Source organism: Polynucleobacter sp. SHI8 (assembly GCF_027944005.1).
Taxonomy (GTDB): Bacteria; Pseudomonadota; Gammaproteobacteria; order Burkholderiales; family Burkholderiaceae; genus Polynucleobacter.
The window spans coordinates 1,548,769-1,571,630 of sequence record NZ_AP027204.1; the positions used below are offsets into that span (position 1 = coordinate 1,548,769).

General features: G+C 41.5%; 24 protein-coding genes. 6 read left to right on the forward strand and 18 right to left on the reverse strand.

Annotated features, from left to right (window positions below):
• Position 1 precedes the first annotated feature (1 nt).
• Positions 2-1,750, reverse strand: a complete 1,749-nt coding sequence (locus tag QMN06_RS07770; RefSeq protein WP_281969558.1) for a CocE/NonD family hydrolase — start codon at positions 1,748-1,750, stop codon at positions 2-4.
• A 147-nt stretch (positions 1,751-1,897) separates the two neighbouring features.
• Between QMN06_RS07770 and QMN06_RS07775 the strand changes: the two genes are divergently transcribed.
• Together QMN06_RS07775 and QMN06_RS07780 are read left to right on the forward strand one after the other, a co-directional pair.
• Entirely contained in the window at positions 1,898-3,745 is a 1,848-nt protein-coding gene (locus QMN06_RS07775; protein ID WP_281969559.1) for an amidohydrolase, read from the forward strand.
• A gap of 6 nt (positions 3,746-3,751) precedes the next feature.
• Complete coding sequence (locus tag QMN06_RS07780) at positions 3,752-3,967, forward strand: hypothetical protein (RefSeq protein WP_281969560.1); 216 nt, start codon at positions 3,752-3,754, stop codon at positions 3,965-3,967.
• Between the two features lie 36 nt (positions 3,968-4,003).
• Here the strand turns inward: QMN06_RS07780 and QMN06_RS07785 are convergent, their stop codons facing one another.
• Positions 4,004-4,321 carry a hypothetical protein gene (locus QMN06_RS07785; protein WP_281969561.1) on the reverse strand — a complete coding sequence of 106 codons (318 nt, stop codon included), beginning with the start codon at positions 4,319-4,321 and terminating at the stop codon, positions 4,004-4,006.
• A gap of 198 nt (positions 4,322-4,519) precedes the next feature.
• Between QMN06_RS07785 and QMN06_RS07790 the strand changes: the two genes are divergently transcribed.
• Together QMN06_RS07790 and QMN06_RS07795 are read left to right on the forward strand one after the other, a co-directional pair.
• Positions 4,520-4,888 (forward strand): hypothetical protein, encoded by a 369-nt coding sequence (locus tag QMN06_RS07790; RefSeq protein ID WP_281969562.1) that lies wholly within the window; start codon positions 4,520-4,522, stop codon positions 4,886-4,888.
• Positions 4,889-4,902: 14 nt separating this feature from the next.
• On the forward strand, positions 4,903-5,421 hold the full coding sequence (locus tag QMN06_RS07795) for a hypothetical protein (RefSeq protein ID WP_281969563.1): 519 nt from the start codon (positions 4,903-4,905) through the stop codon (positions 5,419-5,421).
• Here the strand turns inward: QMN06_RS07795 and QMN06_RS07800 are convergent, their stop codons facing one another.
• The 15 genes from QMN06_RS07800 to QMN06_RS07870 all read right to left on the reverse strand — a co-directional run bounded on the left by QMN06_RS07800 (position 5,422) and on the right by QMN06_RS07870 (position 18,422).
• Positions 5,422-6,108: a hypothetical protein gene (locus QMN06_RS07800; protein ID WP_281969564.1), complete on the reverse strand. Its 687-nt coding sequence runs from the start codon at positions 6,106-6,108 to the stop codon at positions 5,422-5,424.
• 41 nt (positions 6,109-6,149) lie between these two features.
• On the reverse strand, positions 6,150-6,869 hold the full coding sequence (locus QMN06_RS07805) for a hypothetical protein (protein WP_281969565.1): 720 nt from the start codon (positions 6,867-6,869) through the stop codon (positions 6,150-6,152).
• Positions 6,870-6,875: 6 nt separating this feature from the next.
• Complete coding sequence (locus tag QMN06_RS07810; RefSeq protein WP_281969566.1) at positions 6,876-8,327, reverse strand: serine/threonine-protein kinase; 1,452 nt, start codon at positions 8,325-8,327, stop codon at positions 6,876-6,878.
• A gap of 3 nt (positions 8,328-8,330) precedes the next feature.
• Positions 8,331-9,194: an RDD family protein gene (locus QMN06_RS07815; protein WP_281969567.1), complete on the reverse strand. Its 864-nt coding sequence runs from the start codon at positions 9,192-9,194 to the stop codon at positions 8,331-8,333.
• Positions 9,191-10,480, reverse strand: a complete 1,290-nt coding sequence (locus QMN06_RS07820; RefSeq protein ID WP_281969568.1) for a trypsin-like peptidase domain-containing protein — start codon at positions 10,478-10,480, stop codon at positions 9,191-9,193. The genes QMN06_RS07815 and QMN06_RS07820 overlap by 4 nt, the downstream gene beginning before the upstream one ends.
• Before the next feature lies 1 nt (position 10,481).
• Positions 10,482-11,855, reverse strand: coding sequence for a protein phosphatase 2C domain-containing protein (locus QMN06_RS07825; RefSeq protein WP_281969569.1), 1,374 nt, complete (start codon positions 11,853-11,855; stop codon positions 10,482-10,484).
• Between the two features lie 12 nt (positions 11,856-11,867).
• The gene (locus QMN06_RS07830; protein ID WP_281969570.1) at positions 11,868-12,428 is read right to left on the reverse strand and encodes an FHA domain-containing protein; all 561 of its coding nucleotides are present in this window, start codon (positions 12,426-12,428) and stop codon (positions 11,868-11,870) included.
• A 14-nt stretch (positions 12,429-12,442) separates the two neighbouring features.
• Positions 12,443-13,774: an FHA domain-containing protein gene (locus QMN06_RS07835; RefSeq protein ID WP_281969571.1), complete on the reverse strand. Its 1,332-nt coding sequence runs from the start codon at positions 13,772-13,774 to the stop codon at positions 12,443-12,445.
• 71 nt (positions 13,775-13,845) lie between these two features.
• Positions 13,846-14,232 carry a hypothetical protein gene (locus QMN06_RS07840; RefSeq protein WP_281969572.1) on the reverse strand — a complete coding sequence of 129 codons (387 nt, stop codon included), beginning with the start codon at positions 14,230-14,232 and terminating at the stop codon, positions 13,846-13,848.
• 17 nt (positions 14,233-14,249) lie between these two features.
• Complete coding sequence (locus tag QMN06_RS07845) at positions 14,250-14,978, reverse strand: hypothetical protein (protein ID WP_281969573.1); 729 nt, start codon at positions 14,976-14,978, stop codon at positions 14,250-14,252.
• The gene (locus tag QMN06_RS07850; RefSeq protein WP_281969574.1) at positions 14,979-16,139 is read right to left on the reverse strand and encodes a hypothetical protein; all 1,161 of its coding nucleotides are present in this window, start codon (positions 16,137-16,139) and stop codon (positions 14,979-14,981) included.
• A 59-nt stretch (positions 16,140-16,198) separates the two neighbouring features.
• On the reverse strand, positions 16,199-16,903 hold the full coding sequence (locus tag QMN06_RS07855) for a hypothetical protein (RefSeq protein WP_281969575.1): 705 nt from the start codon (positions 16,901-16,903) through the stop codon (positions 16,199-16,201).
• A complete protein-coding gene (locus QMN06_RS07860) occupies positions 16,891-17,040 on the reverse strand; it encodes a hypothetical protein (RefSeq protein ID WP_281969576.1) in 150 nt (49 codons plus the stop codon). The genes QMN06_RS07855 and QMN06_RS07860 overlap by 13 nt, the downstream gene beginning before the upstream one ends.
• A gap of 548 nt (positions 17,041-17,588) precedes the next feature.
• A complete protein-coding gene (locus tag QMN06_RS07865; RefSeq protein ID WP_281969577.1) occupies positions 17,589-17,975 on the reverse strand; it encodes a hypothetical protein in 387 nt (128 codons plus the stop codon).
• 69 nt (positions 17,976-18,044) lie between these two features.
• Positions 18,045-18,422: a hypothetical protein gene (locus QMN06_RS07870; RefSeq protein WP_281969578.1), complete on the reverse strand. Its 378-nt coding sequence runs from the start codon at positions 18,420-18,422 to the stop codon at positions 18,045-18,047.
• Between the two features lie 296 nt (positions 18,423-18,718).
• On the opposite strand from QMN06_RS07870, the gene QMN06_RS07875 reads away from it, so the two are divergent.
• On the forward strand, positions 18,719-20,377 hold the full coding sequence (locus QMN06_RS07875) for an FAD-dependent oxidoreductase (RefSeq protein WP_281969579.1): 1,659 nt from the start codon (positions 18,719-18,721) through the stop codon (positions 20,375-20,377).
• A 73-nt stretch (positions 20,378-20,450) separates the two neighbouring features.
• Positions 20,451-20,978 (forward strand): VOC family protein, encoded by a 528-nt coding sequence (locus QMN06_RS07880; protein ID WP_281969580.1) that lies wholly within the window; start codon positions 20,451-20,453, stop codon positions 20,976-20,978.
• Positions 20,979-21,043: 65 nt separating this feature from the next.
• On the opposite strand, the gene QMN06_RS07885 is transcribed toward QMN06_RS07880, so the two are convergent.
• Entirely contained in the window at positions 21,044-22,732 is a 1,689-nt protein-coding gene (locus QMN06_RS07885) for a CocE/NonD family hydrolase (protein WP_281969581.1), read from the reverse strand.
• Positions 22,733-22,862 lie beyond the last annotated feature (130 nt).

Below are 22,862 nucleotides of genomic sequence, written 5' to 3' on the forward strand. Positions count from 1 at the left end.
CTTATTTTTTCTTCTTCGGAATAACTGGCACGAGTAATTTCGCTGGGTGCTTAGGCCCCATATGCAATGTCACCTTTCCGCCAAAAATAGCAGGTGGGCGGTCTTGTTCATCATCGTGCACAAATGGGCCACAACCTTTCATAGGATTTTTCATATTCGATAACACTGCCGCTGCATCGTCATGCTCATAATCACGTCCACGAATCGATAAGGCAATGCTATATCCAACAGGCACAACAATACAGGTTGGCCAAATTTCTACATCGAGTTCATACACTTCACCCGGTGTGAGCGGCTGCTTTTCATCATGAGAATGCCACGGACGATACGGCAAACTTTTTTTCTTATCCAATTTGCGGTGTGATGCACGTAACCACCCCTGTGCAACTGGCGTCTTGGGATCAAGTGCCCCTTGGAATAAAACTTCTTTGCCTTGTGGGTCGAAAATTCTAAAAATAGCAAAAATATCTGCATCTACAGTCGATGATGAAATAAATAATTTCAAGGCCATCGGTCCTGTGATTTCCACTTCTTGCTGCTGTGGTGGGAAGGCAAATGTAACGCCATCACCCATCATGTCATAGGTAACTTGAGCGTTTTGTTTAAGGGGCTTTTGACTAAACGTTTTGGCCGTTGGATCTAAATGGAGGTTAAACCACTGAGTCCGCTTGAGAGGCCACTCTTGTTCAGCGCGTGGCTCAAATTTTTCACCTGGACTTCTGACCAACATAGAAACGGGTGGCGTCTTATTCCAACCATTCTTTTTCCCTTTGAGGAAGTAGTCAAAGAAACGTTTCTGTATCCCTATGCCATAGTCGGTATAAAACGGCGCCCAATGAGACCCACCATGTACTTCTAACCATTTTTGCTTGGATTTAGATCTGACAAAACCTTCAAAATTTCCACGTGTATGGAGTCCTTGACCGCCCCAGTTCGCTGCACTTAATACTGGAATATCAACTAAATCCAGATTGGCAGTACGCTCCATGTACCAATCATTGATCATTTCATTATCAATGACGCGTTTCCAAATATCTTCTACATTTTTTAAGAGCTCTTCATGCGGTAATGTCTCTGGTCCACAAACGGTCTCGCCGGTATTAGGGTTTCTCTTACCCCGATCACCGACACCATGTTGCACGGTTTTAATTTGCATTTCCAACCAATTTTTGCGGAAAGAACATGCAATCCCGCCATGACGATTGGATTCGCGATAATTATCATTCCAACCCTCCCAAACACAAATCGCGGCTAAATGCTTTGGCTTGCTAGCTGCAGCACGCCATTGATTACTTCCGTAATAAGAAATACCATTCATCCCGACTTTACCGTTACACCATTCTTGCTTGGCTAACCATTCAATACACAAGTGAATATCTTTGGTTTCACGGGCATTATTATGATCCATAAAACCTGGGGAACGACCTGCACCGCGAGAGTCAATACGGATGCAAACATACTCGTCAGGAACCCATTTTTCTGGATCAACAACTTCCCAGTTCTGGTATTTACTAGTAGTACCGCGCATGACGTCTGGATTCTCTTTTTCCATGATTTCCCAAGCGGTTTTATACCCCTCTTGGAAAGCTAAGCCTTTACCATAGGGGCCATAAGACAAAATAACAGGAAATTTACCCGCATGCGTTGGGCGAAAAATATCAGCCCGCAATACTAAGCCATCATCCATTTCAATGGGCATATCCCAATCAATGTGCATACCATCACGTACTTCTGATTTCCAAGCTTGCATCTTTGTCTCCTTGATTTAATTTTTTAACGTTTTATACATTCTAAAACGATTTTTAAGAATCCTCATTATTTGGATGTTTTTATCATGACAGATTGTCATAAATAATAAATAGAATAAATCTCACAATAATTTCTTTGACTACTGTCCATGAAAATTCTCTCGCTAATTACCTTTGCCCTGTGCAGTTCTCTCTCCCTATCTTGTGCACATGCTACCCAATTTGTCAGCAATACAAAAGCTGCTGATGTGATTTATTATGGTGGCCCGATCGTGACTCTAAATGATCAGCAACCGACTGCCCAAGCTGTTGCTGTGAAAAATGGCAAGATTGTTGCTGTTGGTTCTGAAAACTCCATGATATCTTGGACAGGCCAAAAAACTGAACAAGTCTTCTTGGATGGTAAAACGCTCGTACCAGGCTTTATTGATGGTCACGGTCACATGGTTAATGTGGGTCTTCAAGCAATCTCTGCTAACTTACTCCCTCCTCCCGATGGTGGTGTAGATTCGATTGCAGCACTGCAACAAGTTCTCAAAGACTGGATAGCAAAGTCTCCTGTATCCAAAAAATATGGTCTGATTATTGGCTTTGGTTATGATGATTCGCAACTAAAAGAAAAACGTCATCCAACCAAAGAAGAGTTGGATATGGTTTCCAAAGATATCCCCATCATGTGCTTTCATCAAAGTGGTCACATTCGCTCCTACAACAGTAAAGCTCTAGAGATGGCTGGCATCACCAGTCAAACAAAGGATCCTGTAGGCGGTATTATTCAGCGTAAAGCTGGCAGCCAAGAGCCCAATGGAGTTTTTGAAGAAAGCGCCATGCTTTTGGTAGATACCAAAATACTGCCAAAGGTAGGTACGGAAGAAATGTTTAACTTGGCGATGGCTGGTCAAGAATTGTACAAACGATTTGGTCATACGACGGGCCAAGAAGGTTTAGCGATTGCACCATTTCTTTTGGGCTTAACAGAAATGGCCAATCGTAAAAAGCTCGAGATAGATGTGGTTGCCTACCCGCCCATCATGTTCCCTGGTATTGAAAAAGCAATGCAAAGCCTCTATGTCAGTCAAAAGTATCAAAACCACCTTCGTATTGGTGGGGTTAAACTCGTATTAGATGGATCACCCCAGGGTAAAACCGCTTGGCTAACTAAACCTTACTTTAAAGTTCCTGATGGGCAAAAGGAAGACTATAACGGCTATGGCTCGATGCCGGATGCGGATGCCAATCGGTTCATTACGCAGGCCTATGCAAATCGTTGGCAAATCTTAACTCATACCAATGGTGATGCTGCCATTGATCAACTGATTGAGGGTATTGGACTTGCGAAGAAAAAATATCCAAATACGATGATCACGCCGGTAATGATCCACGGTCAAGTAATGCGAGCTGATCAAATCCCTAAACTTAAACAATTAGGCATTTTCCCATCGGTCTTTCCGATGCATACTTTTTACTGGGGAGACTGGCATCGCGACTCAGTATTAGGTCCAGAACGAGCGGCGAATATTTCGCCAACAAAGTGGTTACAAGACGCAAAGATCCCCTTCTCTTCCCATCATGATGCGCCTGTTGCTAATCCAGATATGATGCGCGTTTTATCTGCCACCGTGAATCGCACCACTCGCTCTGGACAAACTTTAGGTCCAGATCAACGGGTTGAGCCGGTGGTTGGCCTGAAATCAATTTCGTTATGGGCTGCCATGCAATATGGTGAGGGTAAATCCAAGGGTTCCATTGAGGTTGGTAAACTCGCTGACTTAGTGGTCTTGTCTGATAACCCCACAACAATGGATCGTCTTAAAATTGCGGATGTCAAAGTTCTCAAAACAATCAAAGAGGGTAAAACGATTTACGAACTCAAACCAAGCACGCAAGCCAATCATCCATCATCTTGTATGGCCTCAGACAAATGCCAAGAGATGATTGCTAACCTCGGACCACAAGCTGGTTTTGCACAACTTCTTCCCCACAACCACAACCATTAATCAACCATGAAAAAACTATCTGCCATAGCAATTCTTAGTTCTCTTTTCTTAGGCGCTTGCGCTGATCAAATGCATGCTCATCAAGCCAAACCTGCTCAAGCACCGCAATCCAATGCGCAAATGGCAGAAAATTTTTCCAATGCAGTACAAAAATGTGTTGGAATGGGACTCAACGTTGGTTCACCACTTTATGAGGCTTGTGTTAAAAACCAATTAAGATAATTTCTCTTTAAAAAGCACTCCCTAAGGAGTGCTTTTTTATGCGGCAAGTAACAAAGTAAATATCCGGTACAACAAAATCTCTGTTTCGGATCCCTGAAGTAGTTCATGAAAATCTTCCGGTAGAAAACTATCGACCTCTTGAGCAAAACCTAATTGGAGAATTTTGTTTGTTAACAGGTCTTTTTCTGGATGAATCAACATCAAACAAATCAAAAAAGATACTGTTATGAACAGGGGATTATCTTTCATCATCCGACTGGAGGCTTTAAAGAATCCATATATTTTAGGTAAATATTTACGTCCTAAATAATAGGTACAAATCAATATGAAATAAAGTAATGTCAGGTTGATCATGGTTTTACCTTTGAAGAGTTGAGCAAGCAATAATCTAACGACTTTGGTGCAAAAAAATAATCAGGAATTACGGATTACTTCGTAGGTAAATCGCGAGTTGAGATCTTCTCCAATATGTTTAAATTAGGGATATATAATAAAAGTCAGTAAATTTAGGCATTTGTGCTCCATCAACTCTTTTTTCTAATAGTGATAGATATGAAACTACTTCCATACCTGTTGATATGCTGTGCGCTTATAGCTTTCAAGGCACAAGCCCAACCGAATGAAACTATTACTAGTTGCTGCTCAAACCCGCGCCATGCCAATGGTTTTTATGCGAGTGATTTAATTCCACGAACTCAATTTAACTTGAGCTACACGAAAGATGGTGCTCGTTTAGACTCTTCAAATGCGACCATTTACCTTGGCGTGAGTTGTGATGTCTACTCTCCACAGTTTGGCTACGGTTCTTGGGGATGGGCTAATGGTGGCACTAAAGTCACTTTTGCAAAAAATGGCGGTATTGGGTTTCCGCAACAAGTTCCCAGTTTTCAAGACTCTATCTTAAGAAAATGTAGTTTTTAAAAAGCATCTTTTTCATGAATAAAATTTTACTCATCGTTTGTATTTCTTTTATATCGAAACTTGGTTTTGCTCAAGCTATCAATGATCGCTGGTTAGGTAATTGGACATCAACACCATACAGCTCAATAAACAATAAACGCTGGCAACTGAATGTCACACCTACGATGTTCAATAATTGTATTTGGGTCGGAAATGAGTCAAGGGTTGTTCCAAGAACATGCTCTGCCTATTACAACGGCAACATTACGAAGAATGACTTGATAAACTACCTCAATCAGGATATTAACCAAGTCAATAATTGGATGCGTTCTGGCATGATTCCAGCCTCAGATTATCAACGGGTCCAAGCCGATCTGCAAAAAACTCAAGCCATTCTTAGCAGAATATCCCACGACACCTATCGTGTCATTACGATTAAAAATACTCTGATAGATAATAGTATTTGGATCTTAGATTTAGACTCTGTATATCAAATCATATCGGGGGAAGGTGGTGCGGGATCAAACTTCCACATCATCGAGTTTCGTAAATGATTAATTCATAACTTTACAGGTTAAATCGCCTTTTAAAGCGCTCAAAATCTCTTTCGACTTAGTCGTTAAATCGTTGTTTATTAAGTTCTGCTTGATGATTTGACAAGCTTCTTTTTTCTTACCTAGGGATAAAAGATATTCTGGATTTTCCAAATAATCTTGTGCCAATCGAAGCATCCCACCTGAATAGTTTTTACTGACCATCACGTCACGAATTTCCATCGCCCTAGCTTTATCTCCATAAGAATTAACCACCCGAAGAATCGTGTATGGGTCGTAATATAAATCGTACGCATTTTCCATCGCCTCTAAATGATCTGTAGCGATCGCAACTTCATATAATCGTAAGGCACGTTTTGCCCGCGCCGCACTGTCTAAATCATATATTTGTTTGGGTGGTTTTTCCGCCATAATGAGATTACCTGCCGTGACACAATTACCATCTTTCTTAGCGCGACATTGCTTTTCATAATACAGAACTTCTTCATAACTTCCTGCAGGTGGCTTCACCTCTTCAACTGGTGGAATCACTTTTACTTGCGGCTCTAATTTTTCAAACTTAAAACTCTGTTCAACCTCTTCTTTTGTGACCGTCTCTGGCTTCATCAACGAGCCCTTCGAAGAGCTATCAACTGGAGTAGGTAAATTTTGCATCGGTTGCGCCTGTATCTGGCTACTTAAAAACATAACTAGAACACATAGATATCGAAAATTTCTTTTATTGGAGATTACATCACGCATTGTTTATAGTCCTCAGATCCTGGTGTTAATCCTAATTTAATACAGCGCTGACGCTTGATCTCAGCGGCATTATCAATCGCACTCGGTTGACTTGCTGTTGGCGCAACTTTCGGTACAGGAAGTGGCTGCGCCTGCACGACGGGCGCTTGTGCTTGTACAAGAACATCGTCTTTGAAAATACCTTGTTTATCAATTGCGCCGTTGGCAAAATAATAAATTCCAAAACCGTTTTTACGATTATCTTTCCACTCACCAACATATTTTTTACCATCCGGCCAAATATAGGTCCCTTTGCCGTTAAAACTTCCACTCAAGAACTGCCCTGTATATTTTGCATTATCTCCCCAGGTATATGTTCCCTGCCCATTAAATTGATCGTCTTTGAATTGACCGACATATCTTGAACCATCTGGCATGATCAGCGTTCCTGAACCAAAATACACATCATCTTTAAATTGGCCGATGTATTTTTTTCCATCAGCAAAGGTATAAGTACCATTACCGTGGCGTAATCCATTCTTTACTTCACCTTCATAAACATCAGACGTCGCTTTGCCGTTTTTATAGGTAGTTCCGGAGTAAAAACAAGCGCCAGCAAAACCTGCTTCACAATCGGGCAACTTGGCTTGAACATGGCATATAGGCAAACCAAGTGTCATTATCAGTAAAACTAAACATGGCTTGAGATTGAAGCTGATTGGCATCATTTGCTCTTAATTACATTTCACAAGCACAGGCGTATTCTTACCATCCTCTAAGCTCATACCGTTAAATACTTTAACCGCATCATTTGTTGGGATTACCACACGCTTCATTAAGCGCAAGGTGCCACTAGCTAATTGATAATGCTCTTCGTAGGATTCATTCGGATTCGAGACTGGACTAGACATAATCACATAGGTATAGGCATTGGGTTTTTGCACAGAGGTGATTTTGCGGCGATAGGATTTACCTTCATCACGAATCACAAACTCATTACTTTTATTGACATTCACAATAAAGTCTCTTGTAGTCACGCCACATTGACTATATTTCTCGGCCCAACTACCTTCAATCTCTTTAAGATAAGTGGAATCTGGTGAAGCAACTGGGAGGGGTGATATAGGAGGAATTGAAGTGGTTTCTACAGGATTTGTGCTAGGCCCTGATTGCCAAACACTAATCAAACCAAATAGTGCAAGAATTGCACCCGCTCCTAAAATCCAAGGCAATTTACTTGTTTTAGGCGCTTGCGGCTTTATAGGATCTTTAACACCACCTGGTACATCTGGGCGAGGTGGCTGCGCAGTAGGATCCCTTTGTTCAAACATAACTCGCCACTCTTGAATACTTTGTGGACGATCTCCAGGTCGAACCGCCATTCCTGCATCAATTGCAGTTAAAAAATAGGGAGGGTATTTTCCTGCAGCTAATTCTGACGCAGGCACCAAAGTATCTTCATACGTTCTGACGGTTGATGGAATGGGCTTTACATCAGTAACAACGCGATATAAGGTAGCAGCAAACCCATAAATATCCGCACTAGGGCCTTGTCTTCCATCCGGATTATATTGCTCAATGGCAGCATATCCATCCGTTGTCATGTTGGTCACATTACGCGTTTGACTGACATTCTCTGGCCTGGCAGAGCCAAAATCAAGTAGCACGGGACTACCGTCAGATCGAATAAAAATATTACCGGGTTTGATGTCTCGGTGTAAAAAATCCTCTTGATGAATACGTTCCAAACTATCTAAGAGCGGGAAAATAATCTTATTGAGCTGCTGCAAGCTCAAAGAACCATCTTGGCGAATGATTTCATCAAGCGGTTGCCCGTCACAGTAATCCATTACAAAGTAAGCTGTTCCATTGGCTTTAAAAAAACGTTGAACGCCGACAATATGCGGATCATCAAAGCGTGCCAATAATTTAGCTTCTTTTTCAAAAGCATTTAATCCCCATTGAAAAAAATTAATATCTTCTTTGGCACCAGAGGGCCGAACCGTCCAACCGCTGTCGCGAGCAGCAACTTCACGAGGATAGAATTCTTTAATGGCTACCTTACGGCCAAGCATGATCTCAATACCCAAATAGGTAATCCCAAAACCACCTTGACCTAAGATTTTCTCAATGCGATAGTCTTCCTCAAGAATCGTCCCAATAGGAAGTGCATTTAAATTCGCCATACCTTAAAACTCTCCAATTGATAATTCGACGTCACCAATTAATAATCTACCTCGATCTGGAAATGAAACCAAAACGTTACTAGGTAATTTTTTACCATTAACGATGGTGCCATTCGTAGAGTTTAAATCTTCAATCATTAATTCGCCCCCTTGCATCAGGATTTTTGCATGTTGACGAGATACGGAATTGTTATTGATATGCAGATCAACGACAGCTTGATCCCGCCCAATCTTTAAGCCCTCCTGTATTAAGCGAGCATCATTTTTATCAAAAGTCAGACGAATTTTGAAGCCCTTATTATTGACGTCAAATCCAGATAAAACAATTTGTTTGGATGCATTGGGAGAATTGTCTCGGCGCGTTGTGTAAGCCGCAGAAGCCCCCCCAGAATTGCCTGTTCCATAACCTACACCTGAACGTACTGGAACTGAACTTACAGTTCCTGAAGAGTAAATCACAAGGGTACTGGCAATTTTGTCATGCAAAGCTTGCTTACGATCTGTAAAAGCAGCCATGATATATCCAATACCCAGAATCAAACTAGAAATAAATTTAGAAAAATAACGTCCCGTAGCACGTCCAAAACTCATTCGTTGACCAAACTCATCAGTAACTTTTAGACCTAATATTTTTTTACCTAAGGTGGCTTGCGACTCACTCGACTCCATGATGGCAAAATAAAACCAATGCAGAAAAAAACTAATCGACAAGACCATGCCAGACTGGGCTATCGTGGTGGCAAGATCGACGGAACTATCATCATTTTTCAAGGACCAAATCGTACCTAATAAAATCAACACTGTTGATAAAATGAAGGTATCAATAATGTACGCCACAAATCGTATCCAAAATCCCGCATATCTCATGAGAGCTCCCCTTCTACACGCAAACTAACTTTTCCTAAATTAAAGCTCTGACCGACTTTCAATACGGTACTTTCCGGACCTAATCGAACGCCATTGACCCAGGTCCCATTGGTAGACCCTAAATCCCGAATTTTTAAAATCCCAGAATCATATTGCAATTTTGCATGTCTTCTAGATACGGAATTATCGTTAATTTGTGTATCACTTTCATTAGGATCACGTCCCAAAACAAGTCCTTGACGAAGGGCTTTTTCGGAAAAATTCAGATTGACGGGATTGCCACTGCTATCTTGTCCGACAAAGGAACAACGAAAATTTTTCGCAGCAGATAGTTTCGTTTGATCAACCACAGGTGCTCCTGAACGACGTCGGAATTGGGTATAACTCTCCCGCACGACCGGCACTTTTCGTAATGAGAAAAATAATGCCCCTCCAGCTAATAAGACCGCAGCAGCCGCTAAACCAATTAATTTAGTATTATCCGATTTTTTCGGTGATCCTATATTGACTTCTAACTTGGGATTGATGGCTGTGGTTTGAGTTGCACACTCCTCACTTGTCACCTTAAAAGGAACTCCTTGTTGTTTCATCGCCTCAATTAAAGAAGAAATATGCGATGCGTAAAAAATACCGTCACTCTGATTGACTGTCATCCCAGAACGATTGTCACCTTGCACAATTCCTAAAGCTTTAGCGGTATTGACGCCAATCACGCGCCCACAATTATCCAACAATGGTCCGCCACTATTGCCACTATTAACCGACGCACTATGCTGAATAATCATTTGTTTATCAGCATTAGCAGACCATGAGGCTTCAATCATTCGCCCAATAATGCCCTGAGTAAAAGTAGACTCAACTAAAGAAACTTTAGATAAATCATTTAATGCTTCATCCGCAGCGCCAGGATAACCCATAGTTGTCACAGAGCTCCCTTTTGCAGGCATCGATTGTCGCACTGTAATCGCGGGCAACTCAAGACCAGGAACTTCTAATAAGGCTAAGTCAAGGTCAACGGAGCGCCATAAAACAGAAGCTTTAACGGGCTTAATATCAGATCCACTCGGATTTTTTTTGAGAACAACAACCCCCAAATTATTTTCTATGACATGATAATTGGTTGCGACAATATCTTTTGCAACCACAAAACCACTACCAAGTTCATAGCCAGCACGGTCCTTTGCTACTACTCGAACCACACTTTGATCAGCTTGTGCCATCACATCCTGAGCATTCGCCTGAATACTCAATAATATGCAAACAATAGAAATAACAATAGAGTTCATATTAATCTTTTGCTGGCAGTGATGATGTATTATCCGAAGCCCCAGGCTGGCCATTATTAGACTCTTTTGGATTGCTCTTGACCACAGATCCACTCGAGGCGTTAGAAGTATTATCTTTTTTTTCTAGAATTATTTCTTGTTGATTGATTTTTTCATTAATCGGGTCTTTTGTAGAGTCACCAGGTTTTTTTGGTTCACTAGGCGGCTTCACTCCCTCAGTAGTCGCTGACGGATTCTGCTTCTTCACTATTGGTGGATTGTTAGTTTGCGTTGGTGGCTGTTTAGGATTTTTGGGGTCTTTATTTTCCTTAGTTTCCTTTTTCTCTTTCTCTCTATTATTGTTAACTACTTCCTCTTGTTTTGGTTTTGAGTTTTCTGAATCATTCTCTTTGACTGTGGGGGTTGGTAACTCAGTTGGTTTGATTGGCTGAGGTATTTTCTCTTCTTCTACTTTTGATGATGTGGCATCTTGTAATTGTTTTAGGTCAAATTTCTGCGAAAATACGTATGCCGCTCCAGCAGCAAATGCCAACATGGCTGCGCCAATGGCTAACCAAAGACCTAAATTACCCTTTGAACCACCCTTCCATTGCTGTGGAACCGCAAAGACCTGTATGGTCGTATTGTCTTGTCTTGGTTTACGTTTGGCACGCACTGCAGATAATAGTGCGGAAGTTATTCCATCTGCCTGACGCTGTTCAACACCTTTCACGGTGTTGAGTATCTCATCATCGGATAAAGTCAAAATACCATCGCTGGCTAAAACCACAACATCTCCAGCATGCAATATAAATGTATTAGCAGGGGCATCAATCAACTCAAGATCACCGCCTGTGACTGCAGAGCGCAATACATGTTGATGCGGATGATTTCTTGCTTCATCCTGGGTAATTTTTCCGTCACGTAAGGATTTTTCAATTAATGGTGCCATCGAATGGTCTTCATTTAATCGAATCAGTTGATTTTTTCGAATCAAAAATAAGGGTGAATCACCAACACTAATCCAATTAATCCCATGAACGCTTATATGCATACCAACTAATGTACAACCCATCCCATCTAAACTCGCATTACTGTTGATGAGATTGCTGATTTCATGATTCGCTTGTTGGAGTGCCGCGCCTAATTTGGCCTGTATCGATTCAGAGGTTGAGTCCACAAAGGTTTTGACAAATGCATCAACGGATGTTTTGCTGGCAACTTCTCCACCAGCATGGCCACCCATACCATCTGCTAGTACGAAAAGTAATTCCGTCTGCTGTTTTAAGAAATTAATGGACGAATAATCTTCTTGTAACTCACGCTCTCCAATAAATTCTTTTTGATCAAAATCAAACTGACGACGAAATACAGTTGCATTTGCAGATGAACTCATAAATGATCTTTCTTACCAGATGAAATTAGGCCCACAAAATGGCACAAACACTAATTTAGTATTACCAATCGAGATTGTTTCACGACCGATGATTTCTACAGGCTGTAAGACTGGTGCATCACCCAAATAGGTGAGATTAATTCCACCACCATGCTGTAAATAAAATTTATTGCCCTTTGGGTCGTAAACAACAGAGGCATGATTTTGACGTGAGATTTCTTCATCGCCAAAATCGAGTGATACGCGAGCTTCTTTAGCGCGACCAATGCCATTCATACCAGAACCTAATTGCATTGATTGACCTTTACCTGGACCATCAACAATGACCAACCACCCTACAACAGGTTCGCCACTGAAGGTATCTGCTGCTGTCTCTGTCAAGACTGTCGCACCTGATATGGAGGATGAACCTGGACGAACAATCTTGGTATAGTCATCATCCCGATTAGTCTGGCTTGCCTTTGGCGAACCAGTAGGTGCCTGCATCGTCGAATAAGCGACTGTGTCATCCACCGGGGCGTTTAATTTGGGTGATTTGCGATTGATAAAGCGCGTGGTTTCTTCATCTGACATGGTGCTCTCCTGAATTAATTAATATAAAAATGTAATCTAACTTCACCTAATTCTATCAAGTCCCCATCCTTTAGCTCGGTCTGGGTAACTTCTTGCTCATTGACGAAGACGCCATTAGTCGAAGACAAATCAACAATATAAAAGTCACCTTCGCGCCGACGGTGAATCTCTGCATGATGCGAGGAAATCGAATCATTGGGTAAATGCACGTCGTTATCTACACTTCGTCCAATCCGAACTGCTGTTTTGGTTAGAGAATGCCGGGCTTTTGCACCACTCATTTCTTCTAAATAAGCATATTCAATGCTAGGCTCGTCTATCTTCTTAGGTCTGGTTAAAAGGTAAATGAAATATACAATAACAGCCAAGAGTGCCACGCCACCTAGAATAAAGTAGAGTAAATACGTCTTGATGTACTCTTTATATTTTTGTGACTTCGTTCTTTTGTCAGGAAAGTCCACGCGGGTACTCAACTCAATGGGCTTTTCTGCACGTGTTCCAAGCACAATCAAAACATCTTGTGGCGCGTTATAACTTGAACCATTAAAACTAATTCTGCCACCACGCTCAACAAAACCAAAAGGATTTGTTGTCAAACTCGGTGGATATAAACCATCTGAACCATCAATATATTGACCTGCAGTTTCAAGAGCGATCTTTTGCACATTTTGCAAATAAGGTGAATCTGATTTACGCTCACGATATCCTATGCCTAAAATTGAAACACCTGCATCTTTAGCAGCTTTAAGAACATCATCACGCGTATAGGCTTTGTCTTCATCTTTACCATCAGACATCAGTACTAAAGCTTTTCTTGTAGCTTCTGTTTTCTTAAGCAACTCAATCGCTGTTAAAATATTTTTGTAATATTCAGTTGCCTCACCAGCGGCTTTAATCTCTTTTAAACCAGCCTGGATTGCTTCTGCATCATTTGTCAGCGGCGTTAATAAATGAAACTCACTATCAAAACTAGCTAAACCAATAAGTTGATGGGGCTTTTGCAATGCCACCATCTCTTTAATCAAAGGAACATTTTTCTTTTCTACGGTCTTTTTACGAGCAGGATCACTAATGTCAACCAAAAATAAGATAGCAGTGGTTTGACCTTCCGTAGGATATAAAGCAATATCACTTTGTGCCAGTTGAACTGCTTGACCACCAACTTTTAATGAAACATCTTTGACTTCAAGCGAAAATGGATAGCGATAATCACAGGTGACTTTTTGTGTTGCTGAGTCCAATTGGCAGGCTAAATGACTTTTTCTTGGGTCATCGTCTTGTGCAAGGACTGGCCCTGCTAAAGTCAATAAAACCAAAATAAAATATCGCACTTTTAGATGAAGCATTTTCAATTACTACTCCCTTCGTTCATGTTCTTGCGACAATGTACTTACTTTTACATTGTGTAGGTTTGGTTTTACCTTATGCACTCTAAATAGTCTTTTGAACCAGGCCTAAGACCTAATTTAATGCATTTGGATTTTTTTACATCTAAGGCATTTTGGGTACTATCTGCTTGTCTCACCACGTTCTGAAAATAACTTTTTCTAGAAGCATACCATTGAAATAAACAGCTTCGATCAAAACAGTTCGCCTCTCGCCAACGCCACGCTTCAATATTATTTTGTCGAAACTCTGACTCATTACCCATCAGCGCTCTAGCTTGGTTGAATAAAAAATTGAGCTCTTCATCTTTTTGCGATAGTTCCGGATCTTCACAAATCAGATTTTCACTCACAGATTTTGCTTTTGTGCAGTCAAAACTTGCGCCATAAAGCCATGGTGCAAACCCTAACATTAGCATGATTAAAAGTCTTTTCCCTATTGCATGCATTGGCTAAAGTCCACAGATCCTGGAGTTAATCCCAAGCGTAAACATTTTCTTCGTTTAATATCTTGGGGACTTTCTGCTACTTGTTGTGGCTTGACGGGTGTAACATTTTGCTTGGGTGGGACTGGTCGAGGTACTTTGTATTCATTTCGGGAGTTTTCTTCTAAAGCATACGTCGGTGGCGGTGCGGGAGGATTCGCTGGTTGCACAAAAATATCATCTCGCCAAATACCGTCCTGTGAAATCGATCCGTCAGCCTTGTAATAAAGCCCTTTACCATTTTGCTTGCCGTCACGCCAAGCTCCGACATATTTGCCGCCATCGGCATAAAAGAGTGTGCCTTGACCATTATTCTTATCATTCGCCCATTGCCCAACGTAGCGATTGCCATTCGGCCAGGTGTAGGTGCCTTGACCAGTTTTGATACCGTTGACAAATTGCCCAACATAACGCTGACCATTCGCCCAAGTATAGGTACCTTGACCATGATTTTTACCATATTGAAAGCCCCCAACATAGGTATCACCCGTGGGCATTTGATAGCTACCTTGCCCATGAAATATCTCAGCAGCCCATTCCCCGACATAGCGACCACCATTTGGGAATCGATACTCAGCAAAACACGGTGAAGTGAAAACGCCGTTACAAGGCGGTAAGGAACTCTGCGCTTGCACGAGGGGTGTAAGGGTAAAGATGATAAAAATGAGGATTCTTTGCATTTACTCCATACACTTTCTATAGGATTCTGATCCTGGCTGTAAACCCATTCCCAAACAACGCTTTCGGTTAATCTGAAACTGACTCTCTACTGGCGGTGGTGATGCGGGTGGTTTGGGTTTAACTGGTGGCGTAACAGGAACCATTGGCACATAGGTAGGAGGCGGTTTTGGCGGATTAACTGAACTCGAAGGAGGCGTACTTTGTGACTGTACCAAATTGCCATCCTTCCAAATACCTTGTTTATCTATCGAGCCATCAGCTTTGTATAAAGTACCGAAGCCATTCTTTTTAGCAAATTGATACGCCCCAACATATCTGGTGCCATCGCCATAACTATAGGTGCCATTGCCGTGACGGTTACCATTTTTCCATTGCCCTTCATAGCGTTCACCTTCTGCAGCATAAATCATAGTTCCTTGACCTTCGATGATGTTATTTTTCCATTCACCAACGTATTTTGAGCCACCATTAAATGTTTTAGTCCCTGTCCCTTCAAACTGATTGTTTTTAAAATCGCCAACATATCGATCACCATTGGACCAGTAATAACTGCCCTTGCCTTCTCGTATACCCTGATTAAAATTACCTTGATATCGATTGCCTTTATCTGCGGTATTGTCTTGATAGTAATAGGTCCCTTGACCATGGGGCAAATTATTGAGCATTTCACCTTCATATCGATCTGCCGATGATTGCCCTGCTTTTGTCATATTTCCCTCAAAATAACAGGGGCCGACAAAGCCCACGACACAATCAGGTAAGTTCCTCTTATTTGCTGGAAAGTTACTATTGACTGGTGGTGTTACGGGTGAGTTACTTGGGGGAGTACTTCCTTGATCTTGCACTAACTCATCATTACGCCATACGCCTCGTTCGATCGTACCGTCTTTTTTGTATAAAGTTCCCTGTCCATCACGTAAACCGTCTTTCCACTGTCCAACATAGCGATCGCCATTTTTATAAGTTAAAGTACCGTTGCCATTAAAATTATTGTTTCTTACATCACCGTCATAGCGATGACCCGTATCGACTCCATCAATCTTAGTCGGTCCGATAAAATGACACGGCCCTTCATAATTACCATTACAGGGTGGTAGGCTATTTTGGGCATTTGCTAATGAAATCCCAAACATAAATAAGAGTAAAAACACAACTCGCATGAGAACCACTTTTAGAAAATAATATGTATGCATTTTGCACTGATTTTATAAAAGTTACCTTATTGCATACATTGTTGAAAATCCAAACTTCCTGGCGCAATACCTAATCTTAAACATTTTTGCCGTTTGATCTCCATGGGACTTTCTGGAGCTGGCTTGGGAGGAATTTTCGGCGTAGGGTTGGAATTACTGGCAGGTGGTGGGGTATACACTGGAATTGGCGGGATGTATGGCACTACTGGAGCTGGTTTTACTTCCTCTTTGACGGGATTGGCAGTATTGCATACAGCACTTCTAGCATTTAACTCTTTTCTTGCCCCTTCAACATCTTGTGGTTTACCAATTTGAATCACCCGACAAAGACGCTCGGTATCTAAGTTTTTATAATAAGCCTCGTCACTAGATGTGGAATTATTCTTAACGGGAGGTGGACTTACTTTGCTCGCGGAAGATGATGGCGTAGGCTTATAAAATATGTGTTCTTTAGAACACAAAGTTGTCATTTTCGGGGGTATTGTTACACCATCTGGCCATGTGACTGTTGGCACTGTAATGTTATTACAACCGCCTCGATCTGCAACATCTACATACTTTAATGTTGCTGGAGTTGCCAGGGTACTCGTATCGCCATTGGTGTTCTTAAAGGAAATGCTTGCGCCAGATGGCGCGGAAAAATATCTTATTTCTAATGGTTTAGCACAGCCACTGAGAAAAACTATTCCCGTCAAAATCACGAGTAAACGAAAGCGGATTAATTGATGCATTGGGCGAAATCACTCATTCCTGAGGCTAAAGCTAAACGGATACTCTGTTGCCATTTAGCTAACACAGGTTTGAAAGCTTGAGGCTTAACCACAGGATGTATTTTTTGCAGTGGTTGACGGATGGTAATCAAATCCATGGGATCTCACATTGTTCAAACAAACTAGTTTTATCTCAATCAAGAAAATATATTTCGTAAGTCTCTTATTTTAATCAAAATTGAACTATCTCTAAAATGTTGGTGATCTGTGACGCTCATCGAGGTCTTTGCTTAAATTCTTTTGAACCACAAGTGAGATAAGGAAAAAACGCCCAGAACTTAAAGGAGTGAAATAGCAGCAAAAATAACAGATATTTCGGTTTCTTTGATTTCTATCCGAAATTTGCTCGATAAATGCTCATAGATTTGCTTGAGGTCATCGCCATTACTGGCGTAAAAGAAATCTCCTTACGTAATTTTTGCAATTGCCTGTAAGGCTTCTTCATCAACTTTGGCATAAAAGGAATAGCTACCATATCCAGGAATAAAGCCCTCAGGAGTGCCAAATGATAGGAGATACACCTTTGAAATGATATTGATTGAGTTCTACGGTTAAATAATGTTGTACCTGGGATTCGTATATGCTTATCTGAAAGCTGGACAAGCGTCAATCGTGCAGAAATGGGGCGGTTAAAGCTAGGGGTTAATTACTCCTCTTCTTCCTCGAATTCCTGATCATCCGCTTTGGGCACATCTGGAATATCCAACTCAATTCCACAAGCCTCAAAAATCCCAGCCACATCTGAGTCAATGGTGTTATCAATTTCTTCTACTTCCCAATCGTCACCATCATCACTATTAAATCCTTGGTAGGTTCTTTCAAATTCATATACTTCTTCATCATCCAAATACACATGAATAGTTTGGATCAACTCAGTAAATGGCTCTCCTTCATCTTCTTCAAAGGTCAACTCTTCTTCCACTTCAAATTCGAACTCATCACCTATTCCAAGGTAATAATTCTTGACTACCTCAGGCTCTTCAGAGTCTGCAAGTCTTCTTAATTCATTAAAGTGTTCTAAACCTTTGTCCATTATTTATTCCTCAATCAGTTCATTGATATGGTTAAATTAGCATATATTTGTATCATTTTGAAGTAATGATTAATTAAAAAAAGCATCTGGCTCATTTGGCTTTTCTGGTGGTGTTTTATTTACCATTTTCCTAGAGTTATTGCTTACTTGATCAATGATAATTTGTGCCATCACCGTTGTAATGAGGATTTCTTCTTGCATCATGTCATGCAAACGACTATTCCCAACCCGGACAACATCGCCAAAATGCTGAAACCATAGGGTGGCCATTTCCGTATCAGTAAATGCCTCGTGATAAGCAAATGTTGTCCTCAAAATCTTTTTATTAATTTGATTTGAACAACGGATAGTCATCAGAGCGTCAATGATTTGACGTCGACTCATGACCGGGAACTCACTCTCCATGTAATCTCCTAGCAATTGATTCATGACCAAAAGAGTCATCATACACAGGTAAATATCCCCATGAATTGCGTGATATTAAAATCATTTTCTCTCCAAAAATCTCATCTAACTACCTCATTAGCATGAATATTTTAAGTTTTAAAATAACTGAATATATGGAGCATTTTTTGCTTCCTAGATGCAACAACTGAAGGGAGCATTACTGCTTTGAATAAAGAAAACCGCTCACAACCGCGCAATTTATGAAGTGTTAAACTGAGAAGCGATTAAGTACATTACTTCTGTTATATTTAATAGTCGGGTGTGCTTGGATGATGCACTAACCTTGAAATATATACATGATCGAAATTCCAGTTTTAATTGTTGGTGGTGGCCCGAGCGGTTTAATGCTGGCGAATGAATTAGGGGCACGCAAGGTCCCTACTCTGCTCGTGGATGCAAAACCATCGACGGCATTTAATCCTCAAGCCAATGCCACTCAAGCGCGAACGATGGAGTATTACCGTCGTCATGGTTTTGCTAATGAAATCCGTCAATCTGGATTGCCTCCTGATCACCCAACGGATATTGCTTATTTCACCCGCTATAGCACGTATGAACTGGCGCGTTTATCGTTACCTACTTCGGCACAAGCAAGTTTGAATGTGCGCAAAATGGGTGGTTCTTGGAGCGCTGCAGAATTACCACACCGTATCTCGCAAAAGTATGTTGAGCCAGTACTGCGTAAACATGCAGAAAAATGGTCTACGAATGAAATCCGTTTTGCCTGGAAAATGACCCGGTATGAGCGTCACTCAAACCACATCGATGCGTGGATCCAACCGGTGGATGAGTCATCTGCCGAAATACATGTCCGCTGTCAATATCTGGTTGGTGCTGATGGTCCTCGAAGCAATGTTCGTCAAAGCTTGGGGATTTCTTATAGTGGTGATACTGGCATGAAACGTGGCTATATGGGCGGTCTCATGTTTGCTATTTATTTTCGTTCACCAGATTTGTTTAAGAAAATACCACATCCAAGATCGTGGATGTATGTCACGGTCAATAATGAACGTCGCTCACTTCTCATGTCGGTCAATGGTGTTGATGAATTCGCGTTTCATGCTTCATTGCATGAGGATGAAACAGCAAGTGACTGGGATCACACGAATGCGTATCAAGTCATTAGCGAATCTTTAGGCTGTGACCTTGAAGTGGATATCCTATCCTATTTAACTTGGACTGCTGGACATGCACTTTACACGGAAAAAATGTCAGATGGCCCCATCTTTCTGATGGGTGATGCGGCTCATTTATTTACACCAACGGGTGGTTTGGGCTACAACACGGCAGTTGAAGATGCTGTGAATCTGGGTTGGAAACTGGCAAGTGTGATTCATGGTCATTCGCCAAAACAATTATTAGATACTTATACCTTAGAACGATCCCCCATTGCGAAACGTAATACGACCTACGCAAGAGGCTTTGCGGATTCAGTTGGATTATTCCAAGTGAGTGAGGATTTTGAACTTGATACTCCCAAAGGCATCGCGGATCGTGAACTGGGTAGCCAGCACTTTAATGATCATGCTCGAAAAGAATTTAATATTCCTGGTATCACTTTTGGGACACGCTATAGTAACTCTCCGATTATCGCAACGGAAGATATTCCTGAGCCTTTAGATCAGGCAAACATCTATGAGCCTTGTGCTAAACCTGGTGGTCGTCCCCCTCATCTTTGGATCAGTGATGAATTATCTTTATTTGACACCTTTGGGATGAACTGGACGCTGTTATGTCTTGGTGACCACGTAAGCGAACATGATGCATTTATCCAAGCAGCGAATCAGCGTGGGGTTGATCTCAAAGTGGTACACCATCCTCACCCTGAGCTCGTCAGTCTTTATCAGGCTAAGCTCGTACTGATCCGCCCTGATCAAATTGTTGCTTGGCGTGGCGATCAAGATGATCAAGCTGTGGAAGTACTTAACCGTGCACTGGGCTGGGATTTATCTTAATTTGTTGTTTTACTCGCTTGGAAAATGTAGGATAATTAATTCATAATTCCAACTCACTATAGAGGAGACACAGATGCATATTCCAGCCATCGAACGCCTAGCGCATGTCGGTATCCATGTTCAAGATTTAGAGACTTCTATTGCGTTTTACCGCGATATGTTAGGTCTACAAATTAGCGATGAAGATCGTCCTGCTGGCCTCATTTTTATGTCATCTCACCCAGAAGAAGAACACCACGAGGTGTTACTAGCAGCCGGCAGAAATGTACCCAATGACGTGCGCCTCTTACAACAAATCTCCTTCAGAGTCTATTGCCTTCGAGATGTGATTGAATATTGGAAACGTTTTGTTGCAAACAATGTCACGGTCATCTATACCGTGACACACGGTAATGCCGTGAGTTGCTATTTTAAAGATCCTGATGAAAATATCTGTGAGGTATATTGGCCAACGGGTCTAAAAGCTCGCCAAGGATTTTTACAAGGTCTTGATTTTAATGATTCGGAAGAAAATATCATGGCTCGCGTACAAGGTTTAGTCGCTGAGTATGGTGAGAGCGGCGTGATTGATTTTAAACTTTTAGGTGAACAAAACCTGTAAATATATCCCAGTCAACGGTCAATCCTCATTGGATTGACCATCTTCTGCCGGGACATCACTTTCCCTCAAGAAGGAATGATTGGTAATAGGATATAGGATTGCATATCCCCACCTGAGTGAAACGTGTGTGTTGCGTTTTCATTGTAATCCGCATGAAAGTGCGTGAAATTGCCACTACCTGCACTATCTTGTGCATGGATATCTACACGTAGTTGGTGACCTTTTTTCAAAACAATACATGTTGGAATGATTTCAATTTGGCACTCAACTGGCTCACCTGGTGTCAACCATTGCCGCTCATTATGCGCATGATAGGGGCGATAGGGTAATGTTTTTTCAAGGTCTAATTTACGATGTGAAGCGCGTAACCATCCCTTGGTCAACACCACCGGCTGACCTTGCTGCCCCATTTCGAAAACTTCATTTCCCTGGGGATCTATATTACGCAGTGTCACCATGACATCCATGTCTTCAGCAGTGCTGGAAACCCAAAGATTAGCCATTAATGGTCCGGTGATTTCAGTATCATGCTCCATTGGATCTGTTACAAATGAAACTCCTGAGCGACCTATACCTGGGGCGGATGATCCTGAACCAATACCTGCCTTATTGGGATTACTGCCGCGATAACTAATCTGGTGGGATGACGTCACTTGCTCAACAACTAATCGCCCTTCTGTATGAGTTTCTTCCGGCTTACGCTCGCGCTCAATACTGAAATACATTTTGGTCCACTGGGTTCTTGCTAATGGCCACTCGTTCTCAAAGCGGAATACATATGGTTTTTTACTTCCGCCAGTTCGAATTTCTAACTTAATGGGTGGCTCATCCATGATCCCATTTTGGATGCCTTTTAACCAATAATCAAAGAATCTTAATTGATCAACCTTACCTTCATTCGAGTGAAAAGGTCGAAAGTGATCGCCTGTATGAATCCGTAATTTCTTATGCTGTGATTGCGCACATAAATAAGCTTCTGTATTACCTCTTAAATGTAAACCCCAACCTCCCCAATTTCCAACGGAATAAACTGGTACCTTAATTTGATCCCACTTTGCGCTACACATCCGCCACCACTCTGAATCTAAATCATGGCTAAGGTATTGCCACAGCATATCTGGTGTAAAAGAATCTGGATTGTAATGACGGGTGCGACCAAGTAAATGACGCGCCATGTGCTGATTAATCCAATTACCTAAAAATCCCATTGAAAAAATACCACCATGATAAGCTTGATCACGATACTGATCAGCTCGACCTTCCCAAGGAATAATGGCTTTTAATGAGGGGGGATTTAAATTGGCAAGGCGCCATTGACATGCGGCATGGTAAGAAATTCCTAAAGTACCAACATTGCCAGAACACCATTCTTGTTTTGCCAACCACTCAATACAATCGTAAAAATCTAAGCTTTCTTGATAAGAGCTAGGCTCACATCGACCTGGTGATTTTCCAGTCCCGCGGGAATCAATCCGCACACAAACGTAACCTCTTGGAACCCACCACAATGGATTGGCTGCTTCCCAGTTCATATACGGATTAGCCTCTTCTTCTAAATCTTCCGGAGGTACCCATAATTTATCTTTGTTATAAACAGTAATGTTTGCGATCGCTGGGAATTTTTCTGACATATCATCTGGTCGAAAAATGTCAGCATACACATATCCTCCATCGCGCAGCGGGATCTGGACATCTTTTTCAACGATCATGCCATGCTCTTTCGGCAATGACATCAGATTCGATTGTGAACTCATTTGGTCTCCTTGGTTTTATATTTTTTTATGTATTGAATCGCCCCTGTTCTAGATAAAGGTTTACCCTTAACTTAACATATTGCACTACACGAGTGACACGATACACACGAATATGTTAACCTAAAACTAT

Bases quoted from the DNA above. Each gene is read 5' to 3' on its own strand.
- QMN06_RS07770 (WP_281969558.1), bottom strand. From the start codon at position 1,750: ATGCAAGCTTGGAAATCAGAAGTACGTGATGGTATGCACATTGATTGG.
- QMN06_RS07775 (WP_281969559.1), top strand. From the start codon at position 1,898: ATGAAAATTCTCTCGCTAATTACCTTTGCCCTGTGCAGTTCTCTCTCC.
- QMN06_RS07780 (WP_281969560.1), top strand. From the start codon at position 3,752: ATGAAAAAACTATCTGCCATAGCAATTCTTAGTTCTCTTTTCTTAGGC.
- QMN06_RS07785 (WP_281969561.1), bottom strand. From the start codon at position 4,321: ATGATCAACCTGACATTACTTTATTTCATATTGATTTGTACCTATTAT.
- QMN06_RS07790 (WP_281969562.1), top strand. From the start codon at position 4,520: ATGAAACTACTTCCATACCTGTTGATATGCTGTGCGCTTATAGCTTTC.
- QMN06_RS07795 (WP_281969563.1), top strand. From the start codon at position 4,903: ATGAATAAAATTTTACTCATCGTTTGTATTTCTTTTATATCGAAACTT.
- QMN06_RS07800 (WP_281969564.1), bottom strand. From the start codon at position 6,108: ATGTTTTTAAGTAGCCAGATACAGGCGCAACCGATGCAAAATTTACCT.
- QMN06_RS07805 (WP_281969565.1), bottom strand. From the start codon at position 6,869: ATGATGCCAATCAGCTTCAATCTCAAGCCATGTTTAGTTTTACTGATA.
- QMN06_RS07810 (WP_281969566.1), bottom strand. From the start codon at position 8,327: ATGGCGAATTTAAATGCACTTCCTATTGGGACGATTCTTGAGGAAGAC.
- QMN06_RS07815 (WP_281969567.1), bottom strand. From the start codon at position 9,194: ATGAGATATGCGGGATTTTGGATACGATTTGTGGCGTACATTATTGAT.
- QMN06_RS07820 (WP_281969568.1), bottom strand. From the start codon at position 10,480: ATGAACTCTATTGTTATTTCTATTGTTTGCATATTATTGAGTATTCAG.
- QMN06_RS07825 (WP_281969569.1), bottom strand. From the start codon at position 11,855: ATGAGTTCATCTGCAAATGCAACTGTATTTCGTCGTCAGTTTGATTTT.
- QMN06_RS07830 (WP_281969570.1), bottom strand. From the start codon at position 12,428: ATGTCAGATGAAGAAACCACGCGCTTTATCAATCGCAAATCACCCAAA.
- QMN06_RS07835 (WP_281969571.1), bottom strand. From the start codon at position 13,774: ATGCTTCATCTAAAAGTGCGATATTTTATTTTGGTTTTATTGACTTTA.
- QMN06_RS07840 (WP_281969572.1), bottom strand. From the start codon at position 14,232: ATGCTAATGTTAGGGTTTGCACCATGGCTTTATGGCGCAAGTTTTGAC.
- QMN06_RS07845 (WP_281969573.1), bottom strand. From the start codon at position 14,978: ATGCAAAGAATCCTCATTTTTATCATCTTTACCCTTACACCCCTCGTG.
- QMN06_RS07850 (WP_281969574.1), bottom strand. From the start codon at position 16,139: ATGCGAGTTGTGTTTTTACTCTTATTTATGTTTGGGATTTCATTAGCA.
- QMN06_RS07855 (WP_281969575.1), bottom strand. From the start codon at position 16,903: ATGCATCAATTAATCCGCTTTCGTTTACTCGTGATTTTGACGGGAATA.
- QMN06_RS07860 (WP_281969576.1), bottom strand. From the start codon at position 17,040: ATGGATTTGATTACCATCCGTCAACCACTGCAAAAAATACATCCTGTG.
- QMN06_RS07865 (WP_281969577.1), bottom strand. From the start codon at position 17,975: ATGGACAAAGGTTTAGAACACTTTAATGAATTAAGAAGACTTGCAGAC.
- QMN06_RS07870 (WP_281969578.1), bottom strand. From the start codon at position 18,422: ATGATGACTCTTTTGGTCATGAATCAATTGCTAGGAGATTACATGGAG.
- QMN06_RS07875 (WP_281969579.1), top strand. From the start codon at position 18,719: ATGATCGAAATTCCAGTTTTAATTGTTGGTGGTGGCCCGAGCGGTTTA.
- QMN06_RS07880 (WP_281969580.1), top strand. From the start codon at position 20,451: ATGCATATTCCAGCCATCGAACGCCTAGCGCATGTCGGTATCCATGTT.
- QMN06_RS07885 (WP_281969581.1), bottom strand. From the start codon at position 22,732: ATGAGTTCACAATCGAATCTGATGTCATTGCCGAAAGAGCATGGCATG.